The organism is Streptomyces sp. ISL-94 (assembly GCF_018614075.1).
GTDB lineage: Bacteria > Actinomycetota > Actinomycetes > Streptomycetales > Streptomycetaceae > Streptomyces.
In genome coordinates, this window is the sequence record NZ_JAGGOZ010000073.1 from 12,321 (window position 1) to 27,124 (window position 14,804).

The 14,804-nt window shown below is 72.7% G+C and carries 10 protein-coding genes and 1 pseudogene; 5 read left to right on the top strand and 6 right to left on the bottom strand.

Annotated elements, in window-relative coordinates; genetic code table 11:
• Window positions 1-135: 135 nt before the first annotated feature.
• Both eccCa and J7E94_RS22585 read left to right on the top strand, forming a co-directional pair.
• Window positions 136-4,089 (top strand): type VII secretion protein EccCa, encoded by a 3,954-nt coding sequence (eccCa, locus tag J7E94_RS22580; protein ID WP_215018281.1) that lies wholly within the window; start codon window positions 136-138, stop codon window positions 4,087-4,089.
• Window positions 4,090-4,165: 76 nt separating this feature from the next.
• Window positions 4,166-4,411 (top strand): DUF397 domain-containing protein, encoded by a 246-nt coding sequence (locus J7E94_RS22585; RefSeq protein ID WP_189973222.1) that lies wholly within the window; start codon window positions 4,166-4,168, stop codon window positions 4,409-4,411.
• Between the two features lie 117 nt (window positions 4,412-4,528).
• Here the strand turns inward: J7E94_RS22585 and J7E94_RS22590 are convergent, their stop codons facing one another.
• The 4 genes from J7E94_RS22590 to eccB all read right to left on the bottom strand — a co-directional run bounded on the left by J7E94_RS22590 (window position 4,529) and on the right by eccB (window position 8,287).
• Window positions 4,529-4,837, bottom strand: a complete 309-nt coding sequence (locus J7E94_RS22590) for a WXG100 family type VII secretion target (RefSeq protein ID WP_215018282.1) — start codon at window positions 4,835-4,837, stop codon at window positions 4,529-4,531.
• A 44-nt stretch (window positions 4,838-4,881) separates the two neighbouring features.
• Window positions 4,882-5,220, bottom strand: a complete 339-nt coding sequence (locus J7E94_RS22595) for a WXG100 family type VII secretion target (RefSeq protein ID WP_215018283.1) — start codon at window positions 5,218-5,220, stop codon at window positions 4,882-4,884.
• A 215-nt stretch (window positions 5,221-5,435) separates the two neighbouring features.
• Window positions 5,436-6,692: a type VII secretion-associated serine protease mycosin gene (gene mycP, locus J7E94_RS22600; protein WP_215018284.1), complete on the bottom strand. Its 1,257-nt coding sequence runs from the start codon at window positions 6,690-6,692 to the stop codon at window positions 5,436-5,438.
• Window positions 6,693-6,703: 11 nt separating this feature from the next.
• The gene (eccB, locus tag J7E94_RS22605) at window positions 6,704-8,287 is read right to left on the bottom strand and encodes a type VII secretion protein EccB (protein WP_215018285.1); all 1,584 of its coding nucleotides are present in this window, start codon (window positions 8,285-8,287) and stop codon (window positions 6,704-6,706) included.
• A 268-nt stretch (window positions 8,288-8,555) separates the two neighbouring features.
• On the opposite strand from eccB, the gene eccE reads away from it, so the two are divergent.
• From eccE to J7E94_RS22620, 3 genes and pseudogenes are all read left to right on the top strand, one after another.
• Window positions 8,556-9,830, top strand: a complete 1,275-nt coding sequence (gene eccE / locus J7E94_RS22610) for a type VII secretion protein EccE (RefSeq protein ID WP_215018286.1) — start codon at window positions 8,556-8,558, stop codon at window positions 9,828-9,830.
• Entirely contained in the window at window positions 9,827-10,525 is a 699-nt protein-coding gene (locus tag J7E94_RS22615) for a hypothetical protein (RefSeq protein ID WP_215018287.1), read from the top strand. The genes eccE and J7E94_RS22615 overlap by 4 nt, the downstream gene beginning before the upstream one ends.
• Before the next feature lie 188 nt (window positions 10,526-10,713).
• Window positions 10,714-13,380 (top strand): annotated as a pseudogene (locus J7E94_RS22620) (SCO5717 family growth-regulating ATPase); the annotation flags it as partial.
• Here J7E94_RS22620 and J7E94_RS22625 read toward each other — a convergent pair.
• Window positions 13,289-14,245, bottom strand: a complete 957-nt coding sequence (locus tag J7E94_RS22625) for a bifunctional riboflavin kinase/FAD synthetase (protein ID WP_215018289.1) — start codon at window positions 14,243-14,245, stop codon at window positions 13,289-13,291. The pseudogene J7E94_RS22620 and the gene J7E94_RS22625 sit on opposite strands and share 92 nt — an antisense overlap.
• Window positions 14,246-14,348: 103 nt before the next feature.
• Window positions 14,349-14,726 carry a hypothetical protein gene (locus J7E94_RS22630; protein WP_215018290.1) on the bottom strand — a complete coding sequence of 126 codons (378 nt, stop codon included), beginning with the start codon at window positions 14,724-14,726 and terminating at the stop codon, window positions 14,349-14,351.
• Between the last annotated feature and the right edge of the window lie 78 nt (window positions 14,727-14,804).

Consider the following 14,804-nt stretch of genomic DNA (forward strand, 5'->3'; position numbering starts at 1 on the left):
GCGCCACCCTACCGGGCCAATGCCCGACTGTCGGCAAGTAGGATCACCGTCACGTGGAGGAGACCCCCCTCCGCGCCCGGGACTTGGGGGCGCCGGTTGCGACGTCCCGTCCGTTTTCGAGGGATTGATGCTCCGGTGAGCCAGATCGTCGTCAAACGCCCGCCGCGGTCCCTGCCGCCCGAAGTGCCTTCGGACGAGCTGAGGCTGGAGGCTCCGCCGGAACTCCCGCGGGGGCAGCAGGAGGGCATGCTGATGCAGCTCCTGCCGATGCTCGGCATGGGCTCGTCCGTCGTCTTCTTCTTCATGCCGGGTGCGGCGCCGTTCATGCGCATCATGGGTGTGCTGATGCTGGTGTCGACGGTGGGCATGGTCGTCGCCCAGCTGGTGCGCTTCCGGCGCGGTACGCAGGGGCAAATGGCCGATGTGCGCCGGGACTACCTCAAATACCTCGCGCAGACGCGTCGTCAGGTACGCCGGACCGCGCGCGCCCAGCGCGACGCGCAGCTGTATCTGCACCCGGCTCCCGAGCAGTTGTGGTCGGTGGTGGCCGAGGGTTCGCGGCTGTGGGAGCGGCGGGTCGGTGACGCGGACTTCGGGCAGGCCCGGCTCGGGCTGGGTTCGCAGCGCCTGTCGACCGCGCTGGTGGCGCCGGACACGGCGCCGGTGGACGAGCTGGAGCCGCTGACGGCGGGCGCGATGCAGCGCTTCCTGAAGGTGCACTCCTCGCTGGACGGGCTGCCGGTGGCGGTGTCGATCCGGGCGTTCTACCACGTGACGGTGTCGGGTGAGCCGGAGTCGTCGCGCAGTACGGCGCGGGCGCTGGTGGCGCAGCTGGCGACGCTGCACTCCCCCGAGGACCTGATGGTGGCCGTGGTGGCCGCGCCGGGTGCGGTGCCCTCGTGGGACTGGACGAAGTGGCTGCCGCACACGCAGGTCCCGGGGCAGGTCGACGGGGCCGGCACGAAGCGGCTGTTCGGCGACGACCTCGCCGAGCTGGAGGGGCTGCTGGGCCCCCGGATGGAGGGGCGTCCGCGGTTCAGCCGCGAGGTGTCCCCGGTGCTGGACCAGCCGCACCTGGTGGTGGTGCTGGACGGCGGGATGGTGCCGCCGGACTCGGTGTTCGCGGCGGCCGAGGGCTTGCAGGGCGTGACCATCGTCGAGGTGGTCGCGGGCGAGCTGGACGAGCCGCGCGGCGGGCTGTCGGTCGTGGTGCGTCCGGGCCGGCTGCGCCTGGAGTCGGGCGCGGGGATCGCGTACGAGGGCATCCCGGACACGCTGTCGCTGCCCGCGGCGGAGGCCCTCGCCCGGCAGCTGGCGCCGCTGCGCACGGGCGGCGGGGACGAGGACGAACCGCTGCTGGCGAACCTGGACTTCACCGACCTGCTGAACCTGGGCGACGCGGCCGCGGTGGACGTGGCGCGGACCTGGCGGCCGCGGTCGGCCGGTGAGCGGCTGCGCGTGCCGATCGGTGTCGGCGAGGACGGCGGGCCGGTCATGCTGGACCTCAAGGAGGCCGCGCAGGAGGGCATGGGCCCGCACGGCCTGTGCGTGGGCGCGACCGGTTCCGGCAAGTCGGAGCTGCTGCGCACGCTGGTGCTGGGCCTGGCGGTCACGCACACCTCGGAGACGCTGAACTTCGTACTCGCCGACTTCAAGGGCGGGGCGACCTTCACCGGCATGGGGCAGATGCCGCACGTGGCGGCCGTCATCACCAACCTGGCGGACGACCTGACGCTCGTGGACCGCATGGGCGACTCGATCCGCGGCGAGCTCCAGCGCAGGCAGGAGCTGCTGCGCTCGGCGGGCAACTACGCCAACATCCACGACTACGAGAAGGCCCGCGCGGCCGGTGCCCCGCTGGAGCCGCTGGCTTCGCTGGTGCTGGTCATCGACGAGTTCAGCGAGCTGCTGACGGCTAAGCCCGACTTCATCGACATGTTCATCCAGATCGGCCGCATCGGCCGTTCGCTGGGCGTGCACCTGCTGCTGGCCTCGCAGCGGCTGGAGGAGGGCAAGCTGCGCGGGCTGGACACCTACCTCTCGTACCGGATCGGTCTGCGGACCTTCTCGGCGGCCGAGTCGCGGACCGCGATCGGTGTGCCGGACGCCTACCACCTGCCGTCGGTGCCCGGTTCGGGCTACCTGAAGTTCGGTACGGACGAGATGACCCGCTTCAAGGCGGCGTACGTCTCGGGCACCTACCGCTCGGGCGGGCCGGACCTGTCGGTGGGCCTGTTCCCGGTGGAGCGGCGGCCCGCGCTGTTCACGGCGGCCCCGGTGCCGGTGGTGTACGCGGCCCCGGACCCGGCGTACCTGGCGGCGCAGTCCTCGCGGGAGGACGACGCGCTCGCCGACACGGTGCTGGACGTGATCGTCGGCCGGCTGGAGGGGCAGGGGGTGCCGGCGCACCAGGTGTGGCTGCCGCCGCTGGACCAGGCGCCGCCGCTGGACCAGTTGCTGCCGGCGCTGGCGCCGAGCGCGGAGCGCGGGCTGCACGCGGACGGGTACACGCGGCCCGGCGGGCTCGTCGTACCGCTCGGCCTCATCGACAAGCCGTTCGAGCAGCGGCGCGAGGTGCTGTACCGGGACTTCTCGGGTGCGGCGGGCCACATGATGGTGGTCGGCGGTCCGCAGTCGGGCAAGTCGACGCTGATGCGCACGCTGATCTCCTCGTTCGCGCTCACGCACACCCCGCGCGAGGTGCAGTTCTACGGGCTGGACTTCGGTGGCGGCAGCCTGTCGGCAGTGGCCGAGCTGCCGCACGTGGGCGGGATCGCCTCGCGGCTGGACCCGGAGCGGGTGCGGCGCACCGTCGCGGAGGTGGGGGGCATCCTCAACCGCCGCGAGGAGTTCTTCCGGGCGAACAACATCGACTCGATCGGCACCTACCGTCGCCGGCGGGCCGCGGGCGACCTGCCCGGTGAGCCGTGGGGCGACGTGTTCCTGGTCATCGACGGCTGGGGGAACTTCCGCGGCGAGTACGAGGGCCTGGAGCAGGTGGTCACGGACATCGCGGCCCGCGGTCTGGGCTACGGCATCCACGTGGTGATCACCGCGGCGCGCTACATGGAGGTCCGGGCGGCGCTCAAGGACCAGATGCTGAGCCGGCTGGAGCTGCGGCTCGGCGACGTCATGGACTCCGAGTTCGACCGGAAGGTGGCGGCGAACGTCCCCCCCGGGATGCCGGGCCGGGGCCAGGTGGCGGAGAAGCTGCACTTCCTGGGCGCGCTGCCGCGGATCGACGGCTCGCACGAGGCCGGGGACCTGTCGGAGGCCACGGCGGCCTTCGTGGAGGCCGTGAAGCAGAACTGGGCGGGGCCCGCGGCTCCGGGCGTACGGCTGCTGCCGCGGCTGCTCCACGCCGACCAGCTGCCCAAGGGCGGGGAGCACCCCGGCCGCGGGATCGCGATCGGCATCGACGAGACCGATCTGGAGCCGGTGTTCGTCGACTTCGAGTCCGACCCGTTCCTCCTCGTCTTCGGCGAGAGCGAGTCGGGCAAGACGAACCTGCTGCGGCTCATCGCCCAGCAGATCGCGGAGCGCTACTCGCCGGACCAGGCGCGCCTGGTCGTGGGCGACTACCGGCGGAGCCTGCTCGGGGCGCTGCCGGAGGCGCACCTGCTGGAGTACGCGCCGATGGCGAGCTCGCTGCAGATGCACATGGAGGCGCTGGGCGGGGTCTTCTCGCGCCGGCAGCCGCCGACCGACGTCACTCCGCAGCAGCTGCGCGACCGCAGCTGGTGGACGGGCCCGGACGTGTTCATCCTCATCGACGACTTCGACCTGGTGGCCACGAGCCAGGGCAATCCGCTGGCGCCGCTGGTGCAGTTCCTGCCCTTCGCACGGGACACCGGCGTGCGCTTCATCATCGCGCGGAACTCGGCGGGTGCCTCCCGCTCGATGTACGAGCCGTTCATGCAGCGGATCAAGGAGCTGGGCGCGCAGGGCGTGGTCCTGTCCGGCGACCCGTCCGAGGGCGACCTCGTCGGCAACGTGCGGCCGCGTCCGATGCCCCCGGGCCGGGCGTACTTCGCCTCGCGCAGGCGGGGCACCTCGCTGGTGCAGCTGGGGCGGCTGCCGGGGATGTGAGGAAACCTGTTCCCCTCGGCGGCGCAGCACCGATAATCGGCGGTGAAGACCGCGCCACCGAGGGGAAAGGCCGCACATGGGCACCCAGCAGGAGAAGGACGAGCTGTACGCGCTCGACATCAGCGGCGTGGAGTGGGAAGGGCCGCCCGGGACCAGTCCGGACGAGGAGCGGGTCGAGATCGCCCGGCTGCCCGAGGGGGCGGTGGCGATGCGGTCCTCGCTGGACCGGGAGACCGTGCTGCGGTACACGGCAGCCGAGTGGGAGGCCTTCGTACTGGGGGCCCGTGACGGCGAGTTCGATCTGGACCGCCACCAGCCCTGAGGCCGTACGACAGGACACGCACACACACGCCGAAGGGGCGCGCCCGGTGCGGGCGCGCCCCTTCGGCGCGGAATGACCTCCGTACCTGTGACCGTACGGACCGGGACCGGGACCGGGTCAGAAGCCCTCGGTGAACAGGCGCGAGGCCTTCTGGTCGGTGGCGCGGTAGTCGTCCTTGCCGCGCTCGATGAGCTGGGCGACCTGCTCCAGCGTGTTCTTCATGTGGTCGGCCTTGCCCTTGTACTTGGCCTGCAGCTGCACGTACTGGCCGTGCGCCTCACCGTCCCAGGTGTCCGTGACGACCTTCAGCGCCTGGTCCATGGCGGACAGGTCGTCGACGATCTTCTTGGAGACCGTGCGGATGCGGTTGGCCATCTGCTGGACGCTCTCGTACTGGACCTTGGTGTGGCCGTCAGTACCAGCCATGTTCTTCTCCTTCGCGCTGGGCGGGTTACCGGGAAACGGCGGGGTCAGATGGAGTTGAGGCCGGAGCCGTTGCCGCCCGCGCTCGACTGGACGGCCTTGAACGCCGAACGCACGTCGTCGTCCTGGGCGTTGCTGAGGTTCTTGGTCTGCGCCACCGCGTTGTGCAGGACTCCGAGGAGGCGGCGGATCTGGTCGTGGTCCTCGTTGACCACCGTCTGGGCGCTGATGAACCCCGAAGCACCCACACCGGTCCAGCCCGCGCTCACCGTGGCGAGGATGTCGGCCAGCTCGCGGGCCTGGGTGGTGACGGCATCGGCCGTTTCGGAGATCTTGTTCTTGGCCTGGACGATCGGATCGTCTGCAAGTCCGAAATTGTTGCTCATCCGAAGCTCCTCACTTCTCAATTCGCCGGCAGAACCGGCGGATTGCGTGGCGGAGCGGACATTCACCGGGCGCGGTTTTGAGCCACGCGCCCGGACATCCCCCTCCGCTTCACGCGAATCCCCCGATCACAGTCGTGAAGCCTGGTGCCACTCTAGCCAGTTCATCGTCGGGGCCCAACACCGGTGGTCTGCTTCCGTTGATGAACTGTGACCGTTCACTGCAAACGGCGACGTCGGTTCCGGGCGTCCCGGATGACGGTCGCGGCGCCCGCGATGACGGCGATGAGGACGGCTCCGATGCCGAGAGCGTACGTGCCCAGCCGCTCCTCGCGCTCCTGGGCCGTCTCGGTGAGCTTGAGCGCGGCGGCCTGCGGAGCGGCCGCGGGGGGCGGGCCGGGGTCCGGGACGGGGGCCTTCGGCGGCTCGTGGTCCTGGCTGAGCGCGCGCACCGGGTCCACGATGCCCCAGCCGACGTAGTCGTCGCGGCCCTTGACCGAGCGTTCGGCGGTGTTCTGGATCTGCCAGACGATCTGCTGTGGGGACCAGTCCCCGTGTTTGGCGCGGATCAGGGCGGCGACCCCGGCGACGTACGGCGCGGAGAAGCTGGTTCCGTTGTCGATGCACTGGCCGAAGCCGGGGACCGTGGAGACCATGTCGACGCCGGGCGCCGCCACCCCGATGAAGTCTCCGGGCTGGGAGAACGCGGCGCGCTCGTTGTTGCGGTCCGAGGCGCCCACCGCGAGCACTCCGGGGAAGGCGGCCGGGTAGGTCTTGCGCTTCTCGCCGCTCAGGCCGTCGTTGCCCGACGAGGCCACGACGACGACCTTGGCGTCGATGGCCTTCTGGACGGACTTGCCGAGGTCGGAGTCGGCGGACAGCGGTACGTCGGTGTCCTGGGAGATGTTGATCACTTGGGCGCCCTTGGCCACGGCGTGGTCGATCGCCTCGCTCAGGGTCTTGGCGTTGCCCTTGCCCTGACCGTCGTTCTGCCGGATGGGGATGATCGTGGCCTCCGGGGCCAGGCCGACGAAGCCGGTGCCCGCCTGGGGGCGGGCACCGATCAGCCCGGCGACCTTGGTGCCGTGGCCGACGGTGTCGTTGGTGCCGTCGCCGCCCTTGGGATCTATGAAGTCCTTGCCGGCCGCCGTGTCGAGGGCTCCGCTGAGCTGCGGGTTCGCCCGGTCCACGCCGGTGTCGATGACCGCGACCCGCACGCTGTTGCCGGCCTGGTCCTTGCCCTTGGTGGTCGCCCAGAGCTCGTCGAGGAGGAGCCGCTGGAGGGCCCAGGGGCGGTCTTCGATCTGCTTCTTCATGGGGAAGGTGCACTCGCCGGCGCCGTCGAGCGGGAGGGTGTACGGGGACTGCGGCGCGGCGCCGGCGGGCGCGGCCGCGGCCGGCAGGAGGACGGCGGGCGCGGCGAGGGTGAAGGCGGCGGCGAGCAGCGCGCGCCGCCGCCTCGGGAGCTGGGTCATCGGCGGCTTCCTCACGAACCCTGGGGCTGGCGGGCGGAGTTGGTGTCCAGGCGCGGCCCCTTGGAGAGGAAGTCCGACCACGCCTTGGGCACCATGGCCGGTGTGACGCCCGCGTAGCCGAGCCGGATCTGGGCCTGGCTGGCCTCGGGGGTGCCGGGCGCGCCGCCCTTCGCCTGCTGGTCGGGGGCGCCGATCTTCGACTGCTCGGCGTCGCTGTCTCCGTTGGCCTGGACGGCGTACCGCAGGCCGGTGTCGGTGACCAGGAAGAGGGAGCCGCCGGCGGTGGTCTGCTTGCCCTGGACCTGGGTGTAGAGCAGTCCCGAGCCGGGGGTGACGTACGCGCTGGTGCCGCTGGCGGTGATGTCGACGGGGAAGCCGGTGCCGGCCCAGGTGCTGAGGGTCTGGCCGCCCTGGGCGTCGACCGAGCGCAGGACGTTGCAGACGGTGTCGCGGCCGTCGGATTCCTTGGCCTGGGTGCCGGCGGCCGGCGCGGTCTGGTTGATCCGGTCCGTCTTCTTCTGCGGCCACTTGCGGTCGCCCGCGAAGGGGGCGGGGTCGGGGTTGAGGGACTGGAGGTCGATCTCGCGGGGCTTGCCGTGCATGTTGAGGCCGTCGGTGGCGGGAGCCGAGATCAGCAGCCAGGCGACGAAGTCGGAGACCGGCGCGACCTTTCCGGGCAGCACCACGTAGTGCTGGGTGCCGGAGCCCGTCTGGGCCATGAGCACCATGCCGACCTTGTTGTCGGCGGTGACCAGGCCGCCCTTGACGTTGGCGGGCTCGCCCGCCCTGGCGGGCAGCTGCGGGAAGGCCAGGTCGTCACCGGAGTTGAGGGTCGCCAGCCACTGCTCGGTGACCTGCTGCGGGGTGGCGCCGGTGCCGACGAGGGCGGTGGTCATCGTCCCGGCGGCCGGGGTGCCCTCGGGGAACTTGTACTTCGTGCCCGCCGCGTCGACGAGGTAGCGCTCCTTGCCCGGGCCGGTGCTCTGGACGTACAGCGACTGGGTTTCGGTGAGCCTGCGGGCGTCATCCGTCAGGTGCGTGTCGCGGTCGGCGAGGACGAAGGTGGCGGTCTGCACGCCGCGGCCGTTGCCGCCCGGCTTCTGGCAGACGGCCCAGCGCTTGGCCTTCGCGGCGTCCTCCTTGGCGGGGAGCCGGTCGGGGGCGTACGGGATGCCGATGATGGGGCCGCGCGGCGGCTTGCCCTGGTCCAGGATCTTGTCGTCGACCTGGATCACCTTGAACTTCGAGGGATCCAGCAGGAGTCGGGCGGAGGCGAGGTTCAGCACCGGGTGCAGCCGGGTCTGCTCCTTGCCGTCCACCTTGGTCTTCAGGACCACGTAGCGGGTCGTCGAGTCCTTGCCCACGATGACCTGGGTGCCCGGCTCCGCCCAGCCCTTGGGGGCCGTCGGCTTGAACATGCCCCAGGCGCCGAAGGCCGCCATCACGACCGCCGCGACGATCAGGCCCGGAAGGACCGCGCGCAGCGGGCGCGGGGCGCCCTCCTCGGTCCCTGTCGCGGAGGGCTGGAGGAACGCGGCCACCGTGCGCCGCTTCGCAAAGGTGTACGCGTTGAGCTCATCACGTCGTGATGCCATGACCGCCTGCTTCTCCCCGCACGGCCCGGCCGGTGAGTACGGTCCCCGGGCCTCGATTGTCGGACCGGGCACCTACTATGCCTCTTGACGGACGGTATGCAGGGGCCGGGTAGGGTGAGGTTGCCGCTCGGCGCCTCCCGGACCGCAGTATTCAGGGGACATCAGGGCTTGTTGGGGCGGATTGGGGAGATTCCGGAGCCATGCGGCAGGTGTCGCGCAGCGCCGGGACTCACCGGGTCCGCCCCCTGAAAGGGGAGGTGTGCGAGTGATGGCCACCGCGACGCAGCCGCAGACGGGCGCGGCCGCACCCGCACGGGGCGGGGTGACGCCGCATCCGGAGTCGAGCCCCGGCCGCTTCGGCCCGTTCCGACTGCAGCAGCTCGTCCTGCTTCAAGTCGCCGCCGCAGCGCTGCTGGTGGCCTGGGTGGTCGAACCGCTGCTGCTGGTTCCCGCCGGTGTCCTGGCGCTCGTTCTGGTGGTGCTCGCGGTCGTACGACGGCACCAGCGCTCCCTGCCCGAGTGGATCGGCAGCGCGCTCGCCCTGCGCGCGCGCCGGCGCCGGGCCGCTTCGCTGGCCGTGCCCGCGGGCACCGAGCCGGGGCTGGCCCCGCTGGTCGAGGCCGATCCCGCGCTGCGCACCCTGACGTTCAGCGACCGGGACAGGCGGCCGGTCGGGATGATCGGCGACGGGACCTTCCTGACGGCGGTCGTCCAGGTGGACACAGACGCCACCGCGCTGCGTCCCGACCGGGGGGCGCGGCCGCTGCCGCTGGCCGTCGTACGGGACATCCTCGAAGTGGACGGCATCCGGCTGGAGTCCGCGCAGCTGGTGCAGCACACCCAGCCGGCGCCCGCCCCGCACCTGCCGGCCCAGTCCATGGCGACGCGCAACTACGCGCCGCTCCAGGCCCGGACGGGTACCCCGGCGGTGCGGCTGACCTGGATCGCTCTCAAACTCGACCCGGAACTGTGCCCCGAGGCGGTCACCGCGCGCGGTGGCGGGCTGGCGGGTGCCCAGCGGTGTGTGGTGCGGGCGGCGGACCAGTTGGCGAGCCGGCTGACCGGGGCCGGGTTCAAGGCCACGGTGCTCACCGAGCAGGAGCTCACGGCGGCCCTGGCCACCTCCTCGTGCGCGAACCCGATGGCGATCACCCAGGCCGGGCGGTCGGCGAGCACGGGGCGGCGCACGGAGGAGACCCCGCGGACCTGGCGCTGCGACGACCGGCGGCACACCACGTACTGGATAGGCCGCTGGCCGCAGTTGGGCGGTGCGGGGGCCGCGGCGCTGCCGCAGTTCGTGGCGCTGCTGACCTCGCTGCCCGCCCTCGCGACGAACTTCAGCCTGACGATGGCCCCGGCGGCCCGGCAGGGCGTGACCTTGACCGGACACGTTCGGGTGACGGGGCGCAGCGACGAGGAACTGGTCGCGGCCCGGCGTGAGTTGGAGCGGACGGCGCGGGGCGTGAAGGCCGGGCTGGTCCGGCTCGACCGGGAACAGGTGCCGGGGCTGCTGGCCTCGCTGCCGCTGGGAGGAGCACGATGAGGGGCGGTTTCGGGCTGGTCGGCCCGCGCCGGGAGCGGCACGTGGTGCCCGCCGCCGACCTGGACGTGCTCGCGCTGCCCGTCGGGGACGACGGGGTCGTCATCGGCGTGGACGCCGAGGGACGGCCGGCGGTGCTCGGCATCAACCGGCCGACTCCGTACGAGGTGACGCTGATCGGCGGTCTGTGGACGGCGCAGGTGCTGGCGCTGCGCGCGGCGGCCACAGGTGCGCGGGTGGCGGTGGAAACCGGACGCGGGCACGTGTGGTCCGGGCTGGCCCAGGCCGCGGGCGGCGGGCAGCAGTGCGTGACCCTGCACGAGGTGGGCCGGGTGCCGCCGCAGGGCGCGTCGGCCGGCAGTCCCGTGCTGGTGATCCGCGACTGCGGGATGCGGCCGCCGCGCGGGCGCGTGGTGGCCGGGCCGTGGCAGTCGGTGCTCACGCTGCTGCCGTATCTGAGCCCGACGGCGCCGCGGCTGCTCCAGCAGTCTTCGCTGGTGGGTGTGCAGCGGGTGTCCCCGGACGAAGCGGAGCAGATCGGCCGTCTGATGAACCTGTCGCGGCGGGCGGTGGACTCCCTGCCGACGCTGGGCGACGGGGTGACGCTGTGGTGCACGCCGCGGGACCGGCAGTTCGTGATGACCCAGGGGACGGAAGCGGAAGCGGGCCTGCTCGGTCCGGCACGGCGCATCGACTGACCCGTCGGCGGCCGTGGCACCGGCCCGCCGTGCCACCGGGCAGTATGGAGGTGGCCCGTACCGCGTGCACCGACGGCGCGGGGGCGGGCGGACGGGGGCGGACACTGGTGCCGGGGCGCGATTAGGCTGGGCGTGGCCGCGGCGTCGAGGTGGGCGCCGGACCAGTGTTCGACAGACCAGGAGGACCAGTGAGCGGCGATCGGAACGAGAGGCGCGGCGGGACGTGGGACGTCCCGACGGACGATCAGTCCGACGCGGAGCCCGAGCTGACGGGCGAGTTCACCATCGACTACACCCCGCCGGCCTGGTACACGCAGGGCGCCGCTCCGGCCGCCCAGGTGCCGGGGCTGCCCGAGGGCAGCGGCTTCGAGCCCCACCGCCCGTCGGACGTGGCCTCGCCCCCGACGATGCGGATCGCTCCCCCGGCCCCGAGGACCCCGTCGGACGGCGCGGGCCTGCCCACCCCTGTGACGTCGGCGACATCGGCGCCGGCCCCGGCGTCGGTCGAGGCTCCGGCTCCGGCTCCGGCCTACCAGGCTCCTGCTCCGGCCGAGGCGCCCGCGCCCTTCGAGGCACCGGCCCCCGCATATCGGGCCCCCGCTCCGGCCGAGGCTCCCGCGTCCTTCGAAAACCCTGCCCCGGCGCCCGCGTATCAGGCCCCGGCCGAGACGCCCGCGCCCTTCGAGAGCCCGGCCCCGGCCCCCGCGTATCAGACCCCTGCCCCGGCCGAGGCGCCCGCGCCCTTCGAGAGCCCGGCACCCGCACCGTTCGCGGATTCGGCTCCGGCTCCGGCTCCTGTCGAGGCATCGGCCCCGGCCCCTGCACGTCAGACCCCCGCCGCGATCGAAGCGCCCGCGCCGTTCGCCGGTCCGGCGCCGGTGGAGGCCCCGGCGCCCGTGCCGGTGACGGCTCCGGCTCCCGTCGAGGCCCCGGCGCCCTTCGACCCGGCCCCGCCGGCCGTGGCCGACGGCCCGGCCCGGGTCGAGGCGCCCTCGTCCTTCGAGGTGGCTCCGCCCGCCCCCGTCGACGCCGGCCCGGCGGCTACGCCTCAGGCCCTTGACGGGGCACCGGCTCGAGCCGAGCTGCCCGCGTCCGTCGAGGACACGGGTCCGGCGCTGGTTCCGGTCCCTGTTCCCGCGCCCGGGCCGGTGCCCGGGCCGCATGACACCCCCGCCGAGGGGACGCCGCTGCCGCTGCCTTCCGTCGAGGATGCGGCCGCGCCGGTCAGCCCTACGGAGGTACCGCCCACCGCCGCGCAGACCCCGTTCGGGGGATCCGGTGGGGAACTGCCGCCGCTGCCGCCCGCGTTCGCGTCCCAGGACCCGTACGCGTTCCAGCCGCCGGCTCCCGCCCCGCCCCAGCCGCAGCCCTCGCAGCACGACCCGCGCTCCGGCGGGCAGTGGCCCGTAGGCGCGCAGCAGCACCCGCACCAGCCGCAGCCACAGCCACAGCCGCAGTACCAGCAGCCTCAACACCAGCACCCGCAGCCGCAGCCGCCCCAGCCGCACGACCCCCGCTACTCCGCCGGCCAGACCGCCGGCGGGGCGCCGCTCGGCTACACCGCGGCCGTCGAGCTGTCCTCGGACCGCCTGCTGCGCAACAAGCAGAAGCCCAAGAACAACAACACCCCCGGCGGCCGCTTCCGCTTCGGCGGCAAGGCGGCCGAAGCGGAGCGCCAGCGCAAGCTGGAGCTGATCCGCACCCCGGTCATGTCCTGCTACCGCATCGCCGTCATCAGCCTCAAGGGCGGCGTCGGCAAGACCACGACCACCACCGCCCTCGGCGCCACCCTCGCCACCGAGCGCCAGGACAAGATCCTCGCGATCGACGCGAACCCCGACGCCGGCACCCTCGGCCGCCGCGTCCGCCGCGAGACCGGTGCCACGATCCGGGACCTGGTCCAGGCGATCCCGTACCTGCACTCGTACATGGACATCCGGCGGTTCACCTCCCAGGCGCCCTCCGGCCTGGAGATCATCGCCAACGACGTGGACCCGGCCGTCTCGACGACCTTCAACGACGAGGACTACCGCCGCGTCATCGACACGCTGGGCCGCCAGTACCCGATCATCCTCACCGACTCGGGCACCGGACTCCTCTACTCCGCCATGCGCGGCGTCCTGGACCTGGCCGATCAGCTGATCATCATCTCGACCCCGTCCGTGGACGGCGCCAGCAGTGCCAGCACCACCCTCGACTGGCTGTCCGCCCACGGGTACGCGGACCTGGTCTCCCGCTCCCTCACCGTCATTTCGGGGGTCCGCGAGACCAGCAAGATGATCAAGATCGAGGACATCGTGCAGCACTTCGAGACCCGCTGCCGCGGTGTCGTCGTGGTGCCCTTCGACGAGCACCTGGCGGCCGGCGCCGAGGTCGACCTCGACATGATGCGCCCCAAGACCCGCGAGGCGTACTTCAACCTCTCGGCGCTGGTGGCCGAGGATTTCGTACGGGCCCAGCAGCAGGCCCCGCAGGGGCACTGGGGAGCACCTCAGCAGCCCCAGCCGCCCCAGCAGCCGTACGGGCAGGGACAGCCCCAGCCCCCGTACCAGCCGCAGCAGCAGCCACCGCAGCAGCCTTACGGCCAGCCCTACCCGCAGCCCGGTCAGCCCTGGCAGCAGCCGCAGGCACCGCAGCATCCGCAGCAGCCCCCGCGCGACCCGCGCCTCGGCTGAGCGCAGAGCGCAGAGCAACGAGAAGGGCCCGTACCGCCCGGGATCGGTTCACGATCCCCAGGCAGTACGGGCCCTCGCCCGTGGTGCGTCAGCGCTCCATGTCGTACGCGTCCGTCAGGACCCGCGCCCGCTTCACGTCGTCGGCGATCGCCTCCAGCAGCCCGTCCAGCGACTCGAACTTCGCCATCCCCCGGACGTAGGCCAGGAAGTCGACCCCCACGTGCATCCCGTACAGGTCCAGCCCGATCCGGTCGATCGCGTACGCCTCCACGGTCCGCTCGGTCGCGTCGAACTGCACGTTCGTCCCCACCGAGATCGCCGCCGGCATCCGCTCACCGCCGGCCGTCAGCCAGCCCGCGTACACCCCGTCCGCGGGGATCGCGGTGTGCGGCGGCGTCTCGACGTTCGCCGTCGGGTAGCCGAGCTCGCGCCCGCGCTGCGCACCGCGCACCACCACGCCCTCGACCCGGTGCGGGCGCCCCAGGATCTCGGCCGCGCCCTCCATGTCGCCCTCGGCGACCAGTTTGCGCGCCAGCGTCGAGGAGAACGGCACGCCGCCGCCCGCCGCGCCCCGCTCGACCAGGTCCACGACCTCGACCTCGTAGTCGTAGGTGGAGCCCAGCTCGCGCAGGAAGTCGACGTTCCCCGCGGCCCGGTGGCCGAAGCGGAAGTTCGGGCCCTCGATGACGGCCTTCGCGTGCAGCTTGTCGACGAGCACCTTCACGATGAAGTCGGCCGGGGACAGCTGCGAGAACTCCGCCGTGAACGGCAGGATCAGCAGCGCGTCCACGCCCAGCCCGGCCATCAGTTCGGCACGGCGGTCGTACGGAGCCAGGATCGGCGGGTGGCTGCCGGGGCGGACGACCTCGCTCGGGTGCGGGTCGAAGGTGACGACGACGGACGGGACGCCGAGCGCGCGCGCCGTGGCCACGGCCCGTCCGATGATCAGCTGATGACCGCGGTGCACACCGTCGTAGGAGCCGATGGTGACGACGCTGCGTCCCCAGTCCTGGGGGATGTCCTCCAAGCCACGCCAGCGCTGCACTGTGACCGCTCCTCGCCCGAACCCGTGTAGGCCTTGTACTGATTGCCGATTACAGGTCTAAGACTGCCATGCCGGTGCCCACGGCCCCGCATCGGCATCGGGGTCAGGTCACGTCCGGCGCGGCCCGCACCGTCGCCGGGGCCGACCGGAGCAGCTCCAGGACCAGCGGGCGCAGTACGGGCGCGGCGGCCGGGCCCTGCTCCAGGAGCCGGTCGGCGAAAGCGGCGGCGTGCGGTGTGTCCTCGGGACGCCGGGCCAGGTCCGCCCGCCCGTCCCCGGCGGCCCGTGCGGCACCACCCGGGTCAGCCCGTCCACGGCCTCTGGCTAGTGCTGTGGCCGGAAAGGTTTGCCGGGGCGCGGCGTCCGGTGCGGTGCATCGCAAGGCGGAGGGCCGCGGCTCGTACTGGACGTACTTGCGCGGTCCGACAACGCGGCGAGGTGCCGTGCTGGGCGTCGCGACCCGGTGAACCTTTCCGGTCACAGCACTAGGTCCTGTCTGGAGTCCAGATCATGAGTTGGTGGATCGCCTGCGCGCAGGGTCTTGGTCTTGATAGGCCAT

Excerpts from the sequence above, each read along its gene's own strand:
- J7E94_RS22585 (WP_189973222.1), top strand. The coding sequence starts at position 4,166 with ATGGGCACCCAGCAGGAGAAGGACGAGCTGTACGCGCTCGACATCAGC.
- J7E94_RS22590 (WP_215018282.1), bottom strand. The coding sequence starts at position 4,837 with ATGGCTGGTACTGACGGCCACACCAAGGTCCAGTACGAGAGCGTCCAG.
- J7E94_RS22595 (WP_215018283.1), bottom strand. The coding sequence starts at position 5,220 with ATGAGCAACAATTTCGGACTTGCAGACGATCCGATCGTCCAGGCCAAG.
- mycP (WP_215018284.1), bottom strand. The coding sequence starts at position 6,692 with ATGACCCAGCTCCCGAGGCGGCGGCGCGCGCTGCTCGCCGCCGCCTTC.
- eccB (WP_215018285.1), bottom strand. The coding sequence starts at position 8,287 with ATGGCATCACGACGTGATGAGCTCAACGCGTACACCTTTGCGAAGCGG.
- eccE (WP_215018286.1), top strand. The coding sequence starts at position 8,556 with ATGGCCACCGCGACGCAGCCGCAGACGGGCGCGGCCGCACCCGCACGG.
- J7E94_RS22615 (WP_215018287.1), top strand. The coding sequence starts at position 9,827 with ATGAGGGGCGGTTTCGGGCTGGTCGGCCCGCGCCGGGAGCGGCACGTG.